Annotated in this window: 11 protein-coding genes; 5 read left to right on the forward strand and 6 right to left on the reverse strand. The window is 66.9% G+C overall.

The genetic code is table 11. The features are described 5' to 3' along the window. The 6 genes from HZB53_16450 to HZB53_16475 are packed head-to-tail and all read right to left on the reverse strand — an operon-like array spanning nt 1 to nt 6,717. Nucleotides 1-1,488: a serine/threonine protein kinase gene (locus HZB53_16450; GenBank protein ID MBI5879239.1), complete on the reverse strand. Its 1,488-nt coding sequence runs from the start codon at nt 1,486-1,488 to the stop codon at nt 1-3. Nucleotides 1,489-1,524: 36 nt separating this feature from the next. Beyond that, a complete protein-coding gene (locus HZB53_16455) occupies nt 1,525-3,066 on the reverse strand; it encodes a serine/threonine protein kinase (protein MBI5879240.1) in 1,542 nt (513 codons plus the stop codon). Nucleotides 3,067-3,076: 10 nt separating this feature from the next. Next, nucleotides 3,077-4,072 (reverse strand): LLM class flavin-dependent oxidoreductase, encoded by a 996-nt coding sequence (locus tag HZB53_16460; GenBank protein MBI5879241.1) that lies wholly within the window; start codon nt 4,070-4,072, stop codon nt 3,077-3,079. Further along, nucleotides 4,069-4,464 carry a RidA family protein gene (locus HZB53_16465; GenBank protein MBI5879242.1) on the reverse strand — a complete coding sequence of 132 codons (396 nt, stop codon included), beginning with the start codon at nt 4,462-4,464 and terminating at the stop codon, nt 4,069-4,071. Before HZB53_16465 ends, HZB53_16460 begins: the two co-directional genes overlap by 4 nt. A gap of 1 nt (nt 4,465) precedes the next feature. Further along, nucleotides 4,466-5,812, reverse strand: a complete 1,347-nt coding sequence (locus HZB53_16470) for a M20/M25/M40 family metallo-hydrolase (protein ID MBI5879243.1) — start codon at nt 5,810-5,812, stop codon at nt 4,466-4,468. Nucleotides 5,813-5,859: 47 nt separating this feature from the next. Then, the gene (locus HZB53_16475) at nt 5,860-6,717 is read right to left on the reverse strand and encodes a GNAT family N-acetyltransferase (GenBank protein ID MBI5879244.1); all 858 of its coding nucleotides are present in this window, start codon (nt 6,715-6,717) and stop codon (nt 5,860-5,862) included. A gap of 391 nt (nt 6,718-7,108) precedes the next feature. Between HZB53_16475 and HZB53_16480 the strand changes: the two genes are divergently transcribed. The 5 genes from HZB53_16480 (at nt 7,109) to HZB53_16500 (ending at nt 12,792) form a co-directional block, all read left to right on the forward strand. Then, complete coding sequence (locus HZB53_16480; GenBank protein MBI5879245.1) at nt 7,109-8,560, forward strand: amidohydrolase family protein; 1,452 nt, start codon at nt 7,109-7,111, stop codon at nt 8,558-8,560. Nucleotides 8,561-8,865: 305 nt separating this feature from the next. Further along, the gene (locus HZB53_16485) at nt 8,866-10,311 is read left to right on the forward strand and encodes an amidohydrolase family protein (protein MBI5879246.1); all 1,446 of its coding nucleotides are present in this window, start codon (nt 8,866-8,868) and stop codon (nt 10,309-10,311) included. A 108-nt stretch (nt 10,312-10,419) separates the two neighbouring features. Next, a complete protein-coding gene (locus tag HZB53_16490; protein MBI5879247.1) occupies nt 10,420-11,247 on the forward strand; it encodes an alpha/beta hydrolase in 828 nt (275 codons plus the stop codon). Next, nucleotides 11,244-11,975 carry a hypothetical protein gene (locus tag HZB53_16495; protein ID MBI5879248.1) on the forward strand — a complete coding sequence of 244 codons (732 nt, stop codon included), beginning with the start codon at nt 11,244-11,246 and terminating at the stop codon, nt 11,973-11,975. The genes HZB53_16490 and HZB53_16495 overlap by 4 nt, the downstream gene beginning before the upstream one ends. Nucleotides 11,976-11,991: 16 nt before the next feature. Beyond that, nucleotides 11,992-12,792, forward strand: coding sequence for a hypothetical protein (locus tag HZB53_16500; protein ID MBI5879249.1), 801 nt, complete (start codon nt 11,992-11,994; stop codon nt 12,790-12,792). Nucleotides 12,793-12,852: the final 60 nt, after the last annotated feature.

Genomic DNA, 12,852 nt, shown 5'->3' on the forward strand with positions numbered 1-12,852 from the left:
CTATTTTGATTTGAAATACATCAGCAGTTGGCCCGACGTCGTCTCGACCCGCTCGACGGCCGCCGGCGCACCGGCGTACGCCCGTTGCAGGCCGCGATTGGCGCCGGCCGCCACGATGTCGCCGATCACGAACGGCGTGACGCCATTCAGGTGCTCCCAGCGCACCTGCAGCGCACCGCTGATGACGTACAACTGCAGTTCGACGCTGAGCGCGGCATACGGCGTCTCGCCATACACGAAGATCGCATTGTTTGGCAGGATGCGCACCTGTCGGTTGCTCAGGCCGCCCAGCCCGTTGGCCGCCAGCCACGGATCCATCTGCGCCAGCAGCTCGCTTTCGTCCCAGACTTTCGGCTGCTCGCCGCGCGTGTCGCCCCACGGCCAGCCGTACTCGCCCAGGGTCCGCTCGGCGGTGCCTGCGCCGAGGTTGGCGGCGATCAGCGCGCCCGCCGATCCGAACGCCAACACGGCCAGCAACGCAATCCGCAGCGCGCGCCCCGCGCCGCCCAGCACGCGCCCCCCCGCCCGGCGCATCCGGCCGCGCACGGTCGGCGTCGATGGCGTCGTCTGCTCGTCGATAGCGGTGGAGGGCGTGCCGGTTCCGATCGTGTGCTCTTCGGCGTGGCTGGCTGCCGCCAGCGTGGACAGGTTCACCGGGGCCGGGCGAGCGCGCTTGAGCGTTTTGTCCAGCGCCTCGGAAAACTCGGCGGCGGTCGCGTAGCGATCCTTCCGGTCGCGCGCCAGCGCATGCAGCAGCACACTCTCGAGTTCGCGCGGGATGGCCGCATTGAACTGGCGCGGCGGCGGCAGCGGATCATACACGATCTGGTGCATGACATCCACCGCCGTGCTGCCTTCGAAGGCCGGCCGGCCGGCCAACAGCTCGTACAGCACCATCGCCAGCGAGTACTCGTCCGCGCGGCCGTCCAACTCGCCGCCCTGCGCCTGCTCCGGCGACATATAGGTCGGGGTGCCGACCGTGATGCCCGTCTCCGTGTGCAGCGACGTGCTCTCCCAGCGCACCAGGCCAAAATCGGTCAGCATCGGCCGGCCGTCGTTGTTCAGCAGTATGTTGCCCGGCTTCACGTCGCGATGCACGATGCCCTGCCGGTGCGCATAGTCGAGCGCGCGGCCGATCTGCGCGACGGCCGGCACGATCTCGGCGGGTGAGAGACGCCGGTGGCGCAAGCCGCTGAAGCTGCCGCCCGTCACCATCTCCATGACGATATACAGGATGCCGAGTTCGGCGTCGTCGCCGTAGTCGTAGACCGGCACGATATTCGGGTGGCTCAACTGCGCAACGGCCAGCGCCTCCTGCTCGAAACGCTTGCGCACCGTCTGGTCCATTGCAAATGAAGTGCCCAGCACCTTGAACGCGACCGCGCGGTTCAGCGATACCTGGCGCGCGCGATAGACGGTCGCCATGCCGCCATGCCCCAGCGTGGATTCGATTTCGTAGTTGCCGAACCGCTTGTCGATCAGTTCCATGCGCGTCTCATCAGATCGTCCGGAAGGTGCATCATCCTACGGCCGCGGCGTGGGCGACGGCGCCAGCGCCGGGTCGGTGGCCGTCCGGTGCTTCGGGAAAAAAATCAGCGTGCCGGGCGCCGCCTCGATATGCTCCAGCCGGACCGGGCCCGACGCGAACAGCGTGCGCAACCCGCGATTGATGCCGTCGGAGATCAGCGTGCCGTACACGTACGGCATATAGCCGTTGACGCGCTCGATCTCCACCTGCACGGCGCCGCCCATGACGAAAACCCGTCCATCCACCCGGAGCGGCCCCAGGATGCCATCGCCGCTCAAGGTCGCCGCGTCATCGCCGGCTAACTGCAATTGCGGGTTATTCATCAGCAGCGTCAGGCCGTTGCGCGCCATGTACTGCTCGACCGCGCCTTCCACCCGCGCGCGGTCCATCAGCACCGGCTGATCGCCGCCGATGATGCCCCAGTCGGCGCGGCTGGCGCTGATCGTCCGCTCGGCGTAGTTCGAGAGCAGCAGCACCAAGCCAGCCGTGACCGCCACAGCGACAATCGCCGCGACGAGCGCCGCCCGCCACGTCCAGCGCCACAACCGGCTGAGGACACGCCGCGCACGCGGCATCAGCCATTCGGCCGCCTGCGCCCCGGCGGTGCGTGCCGCGGCGGCCATGCGCGCCGGATGCAGCGCGGCCAGCCAGGGCAGCCGGTGCTTCGGCGGCGGCGGGATGGCACGCGTGCCGGCCACGCTGGCCAGCGAGACGGTGTTGCCTCCCAGCGTGCGCTCCAGCGCGGCGGCGAACTCGGCGGCGCTCGCGTAGCGGCCCTCGCGGTCTTTGCTCATCGCGCGCATCAGCACCTTCTCCAGCTTGCGCGGGATGCGCGGGTTCACCCGGCGCGGCGGCTCCGGCGCCTCGTACACCTGCTGGTGCAGCAGCGCCAGCGGCGTGTCGGAACGGAACGGCGCCCGGCCGGTCAGCAGTTCGTACAGCACCATCGCCAGCGAGTAGATATCGCTGCGTTTGTCAAGGTCGCCGCCCATCACCTGCTCCGGCGACATATAGGCCGGCGTGCCGATCGTCAGCCCCGCCTCGGTGAACTGCGGGTGCGAGTCCATTTTCGCCAGCCCGAAGTCGGTCAGCATCGGGCGGTGCAACTCGGTCAGCAGGATGTTGCCCGGCTTGATGTCGCGGTGGATGATGCCGTGCGTGTGCGCATAGTCCAGCCCGTAGGCCACCTGCGCGATCAGGCGGGTCGCTTCGTCGATGCCGGGCGCCCCGCTGACCAGATCCCGCAGGCTGCCGCCCGGCACATACTCCATCACAATGTACCACAAGCCGCGCGCATCGTCGCTGCCAAAATCGTAGATCGGCACGATGTTCGGATGGCTCAGTTGCGCGACGGCCTTGGCCTCCCGGTCGAAACGCTGCCGGAAGACCTCATCGCCCGCGCTCAGACCCGAGAGCACTTTGATCGCGACCGAGCGATTCAGCGCGACCTGGTTGGCGCGGTACACCGCCGCCATGCCGCCCTGCGCGATCAACTGCACGATCTCGTAATTGCCGAGTTTCTCTCCGAGCAGCTCCACGACGCCCCGTTCAACCGCGAAAATATGGTATGACCTCGCGCCCGATCACCGCGACCGCTTCCAGCGGGTCGGGGCCGAGCGGCGGGCCGAAACTGAAATGGCGCGCGCCCAACGCCGCCAACCGTTCCAGGCGTTGAATCACGTCGCGGGCCGTGCCCACGACGCCGATGCGCAGCATGGCATCCGTGACCAGTTGCTTGCCCTTGCGCAGGTCATCTTCGACGACGACCGCCTGGCGAATCGGCGCGAAGTCGGCCGCCGACAGCCCAAGCTGCGCGTAGATCGTCGGGCTTAGCGCATGGCCGTAGTAGGCGACCTTCTCTTTCAGCGCGTCGAGCGCCGCAGCGCGGTCCGCGGACACCGAGCACCAGATACACGCCGCCAGGTCGACCTGTTCCACATCGCGCCCGGCGCGGTGCGCTCCGGCCGCCACCAACGGCTGCACATTGGCGTAGTGCTCCGGCGGGAACAATAGTGGCAGGCCGCCGTCAGCCGCCTCGCCAATCAGTTCGAGCATACGCGGGCTCATCGCGCCGACGTAGATCGGCACGGGCCGCGCCGGTACCCGCAGATACGCCTCGTCGGTCCAGCCGCGCACAAAACGGCCGTCGTATGCCGCGCGCTCGCCGGCAAACAGGCGGCGCAGCACCGCCAGCGATTCGCGCATCGCCGTCAGCGGCGCATCCTGGACGATGCCGACCCATCCGAGGAAGTCGGCCGCCCCCGCGCCGATGCCGAGGTTGAAGCGCCCGCCCGACAACTCGTCGAGCGTGACCGCGCCCATGGCGATCTCGCCAAGGTTGGCCGTGTACGGGTTGACGATGCCGGTGCCGATGCGGATGCGCGTCGTCGCTTGCGCGACCGCCGACAGGATGACCCACGCCGAGCGCAGGAACAGGTCGTGGCTGACCCAGAACTGGTCGAAGCCGTACTGCTCGGCCGCCTGCGCCAGCGCGACGGTGCGCTCGACCGGCAGGTCGTTGTTCAGGCGGATGCTGAACTTCATGGCTCGCCGATCAATGCGTCGGCCTCGATCTCGACGAGTGCCTCGGACGGCACCAGCGAGCGCACGACGACGAGCGTATTGGCCGGGTGGTACTGCGCGAACCGCTCGCCGTGCGCTCGCGCCACCGGCTCCCAGTGCGCGTAGTCGGTCACATAGATGCGCGTGCGCACCACGTCGGGCAGGCGAGCGCCGGCCGCCGCCAGCGTCCGCTCGATCTTGTCGAGAATGGTGCGCGCCTGCGCGCCCGGGTCGCCAGGCGCAACCACGCGGCCGGACTCGTCGCTGGCCGTCGTGCCCGACACCCAGATCAGGTTGCCGGCGCGCACGGCACGCGCGTAGCCCGCGATCGACTCCCACGGCGTGCCGGTCGAAATGCGCTGGCGCTCGCTCATGCTAATGCGCGAAGTCCATGAAGATCGTCGCGAAATATTTGATGCCGGCGATGTAGTCGTCCACGCGCACGTTTTCGTTCGGCGCATGCACGTTGCACCCGGCATAGCCGATGCCGGCCGGCATGACCGTCGGAATGCCGAACTTTGCGCCGAGCGCGTGCATCGGGCCGGAGCCGGCCACCATCGGGTTGACGACCGGCGCGACGTTCCAGACCTTCTTGACGGCCTCGGCGCAGACCGCCGCGAACGGCGCGTCGATCGGCGTGCGCGCCGGCCTTTCGGCGGCCAGCAGTTCGACCTTAACGTCCTTGAAGCCGCGGCCGTCGAGGTGCCGCCGCAGCAGTCTGCCGACTTCTTCCGGGTCCTGGTCGGGCACGAGACGGAAATCGACCTTGGCAAACGCCTCTTTGGGCAGCACCGTCTTGACGCCCGCGCCGGCATAACCGCTCCAGACGCCGCAGATGGTGCAGGTCGGCTGGAACGTCAGCCGCTCTTGCAGCGCGTCGCCTTTCACGCCGAGCACGTAATCCTTGAAGCCCCACAGCTTCTTGAGCTGTTTTTCGGAGGATTTGATACGCTTCATCGCGTCGCGGTCGGCGCGCGTCGGCTTGACGACCTTGTCATAGAAGCCCTTGATCTGCACGCGCTCTTTCTGGTCCTTCAGCGTCGCCAGCGCCCAGTTCAGCCGCCATGCGGCGTTCGGGATGATCGCCGCATACGCCGAGTGAATATCGACGTTCGATGTCTGCACACTCAACTGGAAGTAGGCGATGCCTTTCACGCCGAGGCCGATCTCCGGCACTTCGTTGGCATTCTTGCCGCCGCCCTCCCACATGCACGCGTCAGCCTTGAGCAGCGCAGCGTTCGCGTCCGCGAACTGCTCGAGATTGGGTGAGCCGATCTCCTCTTCGCCCTCGACGATGAACTTGATGTTCAATGGCATGTGGCCGCGCAGCTTCTGGATCGCCTCGATCGCGCAGATGCGCGCCACAAAGTCGCCCTTGTCGTCGGCGATGCCGCGCCCGTAGATCTTGCCGTCGTGCATTTCGGCGCGCCACGGGTCATGCTGCCAGAGGTCGAGCGGCTCGGCGGGCTGCACGTCGTAATGGTTGTACAGCGACAGCGTGCGCGGCATGTTGGCCGCCAACTCGCCGTACACGACCGGCTGGCCTTTGGTTTCGATGCGGCGCGCCTTCGCGCCGACCGACTCGATCATCGCGATGACGATCGCGCTCGTCTCTTTGACGCCGACGCCCTGCGCCGCCACCGATGGCTGGCGCACCAGCTTCTGGGCGCGGCCGATGAAGTCGTTGCGATGCTCGTCAATGTACTTGTAGATATCTTGCATGGAATGCTCCTTGGATACCGGCCATGGCCGCAGACAGTGATTGTACACTATTCCGGCACGTTCTTGATCATTTCCCAGAGATCTTTGTCCACGCGGAAGCCAAACTCGCGCAGCATGACGGCCGCGCGGCTGTCGGCCGGCTCCAACCCCATGCGCAGCGTCTCGATGCCGGTCTCGCGCATCGCGGCGGCAGCCAGCACGCGCACATCGGTATGGGTCGTGTCGTTCGTCAGGGCGAGCAGGTCGATATTCAGCCGCCGCCGGTCGTCGGGCCAACTGCACGCCAGGCACGCCACTTCGCGGCCATCCGACAGCGCGGTCCACGCGGCCCGGTTGCGCCGGGCCAGCAGAGACGGCAGTTCGCGCTCCCAGGGGGGCGCGGCGACGAAGCGGGTGCCGTGCCAGCGCCGCACCGCATCACCCGACTCGTCGCGCGCAACGGTCAGGCCCGACGGGCTGCGCATATAGCGCCAGCCGAGTCCATCCAGCGTCGCGATGTAGCACGGCAGGCGGCGGGTGTAGCGATAGCCGTTCTTCTCGTACACATGGCGCGCCGGGGCATTATCGTCGCGCACTTCCAGTTGCAGCGCGCGCAGACCGGCGCGCGCCGCCTCGGCATCGGCCCGGCGCATCAGCGCCTGCCCCAGCCCGCGATTCTGATGACTCGGCACGACCGCCACGTCGCAGCACCAGCCGCGCCGGTCGCGCATACCGAGCAGCACCATGCCCGCCACGGCGCCCGTCTCGTCGAGCGTAATCGGCGAGCGCGCCAGGTCAACATTGTGCGCGGCGACCATGGCGGAGTACCCATCCAGCGTCTCGCCGTCATCCGGGTACACCAGGCAGAGCGCGTCGACAACGGCCCGTAAAGTCACCTGCGCGGCGGTGGTAAACGTGAATGGCATAGGCGTAGTTTAGCAGAGGCGGCCGGTTTTGGCACGCCAGAAGGTTTCGCTGAATGTATTCTACAATAGAGGAGCGTGTTCGTCACCGGCATCCGCCGGTGGGTGTCAGCGTCTTGCATACCCACGCCCAACCATTGCTTAGGGCGTAGGGACAGGTCTCTGACCTGTTCACGTGTGCGTGGCGTCATAACGCGCTTCACAGACCTGTCTCTACCTCGGCATGACGTGGCGCCCGTAGGGGCGCATTGCACGCGCCTGGCGATCCCGTAGCAGATCGCAGGCCCGCGCCCACTTCAACTTGACGCCCCATCCGCGCGGCATACAATGGACGCGAAGCAGCAGCCTGCCCAGGACGCCCGGCACATATCCTGTTTCGCCCGAAAGGAACCGTATGCCCCCCACCCGCACCCTCATCAAGGCTTCCCACATCATCGCCTATGACGGCAAGCGCCACCGCCACCTCAAGGACGGCGTCGTCGTGATCGAAGGCGACCGCATCATCCACGTCGGCAAAACGTGGACCGGCGCCGCCGACGTGACGATCGACGCCGCCGGCCGCGTGGTGACGCCCGGCATGATCAACACACACACGCACCTGAGCGAGTCGCCGCTCGATCGCTCGCTCGTCGAGGACACCGGCAAGCGCAACTTCTACAACAGCGCACTATTCGATATGCTGCCCGGCCGCAGCGGAGCCGAGGACGAGGAGATGATGCAGATCTGCCTCGACTTCTCGTTCGCCGAACTCTTGCAGACCGGCACGACGACCGTCGTCGAGATGGGGCCAAAGGACCTGTACGACTACACCGCCGACACCGCCGCGCGCTACGGCGTCCGCGTTTACGTCGGCATGGGCTACCGTTCCGGCCGCTGGTACAGCGACGACGGCAAGGCGGTCAAGTATGAGTGGAACGAAGCGCAAGGCATACGCGACATGGACGACGGCGTCGCGTGGCTGGAGAAGAACCACGGCACGCGCGGCGGCCTGGTCAACGCCCTGCTGGCCCCGCGCCAGGTGGACACCTGCTCGGCAGCGCTGCTCAAGCGCACGCGCGAGGCGGCCAACCGGCTGAAGGCGCCGGTCACCCTGCACACCTCGCAGTCAGTGGTCGAGTTCCAGGAGATGATCCGCCGCAACGGCTGCACGCCGATCGAGTGGCTGCGCGACATCGGCTTCCTCGGCCCGGATGTATTGCTCGGCCATGCCATTATCATCAGCGGCCATTCGTGGGCCAACTACGCCGGCGACGACCTCGGCATCATGGCGTCAACCGGCGTGTCGGTCGCGCACGCGCCCTGGGTGTTCGTGCGGCGCGGCGTGACGATGGAGTCGTTCTATAAGTACATGCAGGCCGGCATCAACATGACGCTCGGCACCGACAGCGCGCCGCAGAACATGATCGAGTCGCTGCGCTACGCCAGCATCTTCGCCAAGCTGATCGAGCGGCAGACCGAGATCATGCGCGCCTCACACGTCTTCGACGCGGCGACGCTGGGCGGCGCGCGGGCGCTCGGCCGCGACGACCTCGGGCGGATCGCCCCCGGCGCGAAGGCCGACCTGCTGATCTGGGAGGGCGCGAGCCACTCGATGGCCCCGCTGCGCGACCCGATCCGCAACATCGTCTATAATTCACAGGCAAGCGACATCCGCACCACGATCGTCAATGGCCGCGTCGTCATGCATGACGGCGTGGTGGTCGGCGCGCCGGACATGCGGGCGCTGGCGCAGCGCATGCAGGCTGCCGGCGAGCGCATGTGGCCGGCGATGCAGAAGGGCGACTGGGGCCACCGCACCGTCGACCAGATGTCGCCGATGAGCTACGCTGAGTGGGACGGCGCGTGACAAGATGACACGATGACAAGATGACAAGATGACCGGATGACAAGGCGCCTTGGTGACAGGGTGACACAAGAGATCACAGAGTCGCCAGTCCAATGGCTTGTCATCCTGAGCGCGAAGGCAAGACGCTGTGCTTTTGGGGCGGTGCGCGCGCGAAGGATCTCGAATCTGTGATCTAATGTGACTAGGTGAGCATCAGGCTATCGCTGGCGCCCCGTTTCTTGACGGGCATCGTCACCTTGTCATCCTGTCATCCTGTCATCTTGTCTTCTTGTCATTCTCTCGCCTTGCTCTAACATGGAGACCCGATGGCCCCCGAACGCACACTGATCAAAGCATCGCACATCATCGCCTTTGACGGCAAACAGCACCGCTATCTGAAGGACGGCGTCGTCGTCTATGAGGGCGACAGCATCATCCACGTCGGCCGGAAATTCGACGGCACGCTTGACCACCTGATCGACGCGACCGGCAAGCTCGTGACGCCCGGCCTCATCGACACACACATTCACATGGGCGGCTCGCCGCTCGACAAATCGTTCATCGAGGACCACGGCAAGCGCAACTTCTTCAACAGCGGCCTGTTCGAGATGCTGCCGGCGCGCGGCGCGGCGCAGGACCAGGCCGCCTCCGAGTGCTGCGTCGAGTTCTCGATGATGGAACTGCTGCACACCGGCACGACGACCGCGCTGGAGATGGGCAACGTGCACGACTACACGGCGGCGCAGGCGGCGCGCTTCGGCGTGCGCGCCTACATCGGGCCGATGTACCGCTCCGGCCGCTGGTACACCGACGACGGCAAGACCGTCAAGTACCACTGGGACGAGGCGGCGGGCACGGCGGCGTTCGAGCGCGCGGTCAAGTGGATCGAGGAGAACGACGGCACGCACGGCGGGCTGGTCAAGGGCTTCCTCTCACCGGCGCAGGTCGACACGTGCAGCGAGGCGCTGCTGAAGCGCACGCGCGAGGCGGCCACCCGCATGCGCGTGCCGGTGCAGATGCACACCTCGCAGTCGGTCAACGAGTTTCGCGAGATGGTCAACCGGCACGGCCTGTCGCCGATCGAGTGGCTGGAGAGCATCGGCTTCCTCGGCCCCGACGTCTCGCTCGGGCACGCGATCATCGTGGCGGGCGGCGCGTGGGCGCAGTTTGCCGGCGACGACATCGCGATCATGGCGCGGCACGGCGTCTCGGTGGCGCACGCGCCGTGGGTGTTCGCGCGGCGCGGCATCGCTATGGAGTCGTTCGCGCGCTACCTGAAGGCGGGCATCAACATGACGCTCGGCACGGACACCGCGCCGCAGTCGATGATCGAGGCGATGAAGTTCGCGGCCGTGATCAGCAAGATCATGGACCGCCAGACCGAAATCGCCACCGCCGCCGATATGTTCAACGCGGCGACGCTCGGCGGCGCGCGCGCCGTCGGCCGCGACGACCTCGGGCGCATCAGCGCCGGGGCCAAGGCCGACATCGTCATCTGGGAGGCCGAAAGCCTCTGGATGTCGCCGCTGCGCGATCCGGCCAAGAACATCGTCTACAACGCGCAGGCCGAGGACGTCAAGACGGTTATCGTCAACGGGCGCGTCGTCATGCGCGACGGCGTCATCCCGAACGCGCCGAGCATCCAGCAGATGGCGCAGCGCCTGCAGGAAGCCGGCGGGCGCATGTGGCGCAACATCCCGGCCGGCGACTGGGCCGAGCGCGAAGCCGACGAACTAACGCCGCAGAGCTTTGACTACTGGGACGCCGCCTAATGGAACCTCCAAATCCCAAACACCAAATCCCAAACGCTTCAAGCGTCGCGCTCTGCTCGCCGGGATCGGTGTTTTTGGGGCTTGGGATTTGAGATTTGGGATTTTTACGTGATCGATCATTTCATCCGCATCAACAACCTGCGCTTTCACTATCTGGAGTGGCCGCGTGACGGTGCGCCGGTCATGCTGCTCGTGCACGGCTTCAGCGGGCACGCGCTGACCTGGGATGTGTTCGCCGAATCGATGGCGCGTCGCTTCCGCGTGATTGCGCTCGACCAGCGCGGCCACGGCGACAGCGACTGGGCCGACGAGTACGGCACGGAGCACTCGGTCAGCGATCTGCGCGAGTTCATCGCCGCGCTCGACCTGCACCAGATCACGCTCGTCGCGCACTCGATGGGCGCGCGCAACAGCATGGTCTACCTGAACCGTGAGCCGGCGCGGGTGGCGAAGTTTGTGATCGTGGACATCGGGCCGGAGTTGAGCACGGCCGGCGGCACGCGCATCCGCGACGGCTGGCAGAACTCTCAGGACGTGTTCGATTCGCCGGAGGAGGCGTTCGCGCAGTTGCGCGCCGTCAACCAGCGCCCGCCGCTGGAGCACCACCGCACGCGCGTCTATCACAGCCTCAAGCAGTTGCCCGACGGCCAATGGACGTGGAAGTACGACAAGAAGCTGCGCACGCCCGGCGGCCAGCACGCGCCGCATGCGCTGATCACCACCGCCGACTGGTGGCGCATGTGGCAGAACATCGCCTGCCCGACCCTGCTCGTGCGCGGCGGCCTGTCCGACCTGCTGTCGCCCGAGACGGCGCAGAAGATGACCGAAACGAACCGGCACTGCACGCTGGTCGAAATCCCCGGCGCGGGTCATTCCGTGCCGATGGATCGCCCGGCGGAGTTTGAAGCAGCCGTGCGGGAATGGCTGCAACCATGACACCACGTAATTCCTATCTGATATTGGCCTGTGTGATGCTGTTCATGAGCGCCTGCTCCTTCGGCGGCTTGCTGGCGCCGGAGCCGACGCCCGCACCGACGCGCCGGCCGCGGCCGACCAACACGGCGACTCCGACCGAGACGCCCACGCCGACCGAGACGCCGACAGCGGTTCCAACCGCCACCGGCACGTCGACGCCAACCAGCGTGCCGCCGACCGCGACCAATACCAGCGTGCCGAGCGCGACGTTCACACGTCGCCCGCCGACGCTGACCTTCACCGCGACCGCGCCGCCTGCCCCGACCAATACACCCGTGCCCGAATTCCCGCTGACCCACAACTGGGTCAACGCGGGCCGCCCGTATGACGCCAACGAGTGCGCAACCTTTCCGAACGGCACGCACATCGGCGGGCAGGTCAAGCGCGCCGACGGCAGCGTGGTCACCGGCGCGATCCGCACCGCCGCCATGCACCTCTGGATCAAAGGCGACAACGGCGGCATCTTCGCCTACCCGGGACTGTACCGCGACTTCCCAAACTGGAACGACGGCCGCTGGGACGCCGAATTCCCAAAACGGGCGCAGGACTTCGAGTGGCACATTTTTATCAGCGCTAAGGGTAGCGACGCGAGCATCTCCAGCGATCTGAGCGCCGTCGCCTCGGCGGTCGACAAGTGCGGGCAACCCGGCACGAAGAACTACTTTGTCGTTGACTGGGTCACGCGCTAACGAAAGGAAGCAGGCGATGCATCGCTGGTTGACGGTACTGCTGTGGACGGTCATCGTGCTGGCGACGGCCTGCACGCCGGACGACCTCGCCTCGCTGCGGCCCACGGCCACGCCGCCGCGCCCGCGCCCGACCGAGATCGTGCGGGCACTGCCGACGCCGACCGTCGAGGCAACACTCACGCTCGTGCCGCTGCCGACCGCCACGGGCACCAGCACGCCGACCGCCACCAGTACGGTGACGCAAACGCCGGCCGCCACCGCAACCGGCACCAGCACGCCGACGCGCCGGCCCCCAACGGCAACCTTCACGCGCCGGCCGCCCACGCTGACGTTTACGCCGCGCCCGCCGACGCTCACCTCCACACCGCGTCCGCCGACCAACACGCCCGTCCCCACGAACACGCCGGTGCCGCCGTTCCCGCTCGTCGCGCGCTGGGTCAACAGCGGCCGTCCGTTCGATGCCAACGAATGCACGTGGCTCAACGGCACGCACATCGTCGGGATGGTACGCCACAAAGACGGCACGCCGGTGACCGGGCAGGCCAAGGCCGCGATCATGCACCTCTGGATCAAAGGCGACGGCGGCGGCCCGTACGCCTATCCAGGACTCTATCGGGACTTCCCGCAATGGTCGGACGGGCAATGGGACGCCGACTTTCCGAAACGCGCGCAGGACTTCGAGTGGCACGTCTTCATCAGCGCAAAGAATAGCGACGACCCGATCTCGTCCGATCTGGCTGGCGTTTCGTCCGGGGCGGACAAGTGCGGGCAGCCGGGCACACGCAACTATTTTGTGGCGGACTGGTATCAGAATTGAGATTGACTGCATAATAGAGTACGAGGGCAAGCATGGCGACCAAGAGCGAAAGCTGGCCTT

It is taken from the genome of Chloroflexota bacterium (assembly GCA_016235055.1).
Lineage (GTDB): Bacteria > Chloroflexota > Anaerolineae > JACRMK01 > JACRMK01 > JACRMK01.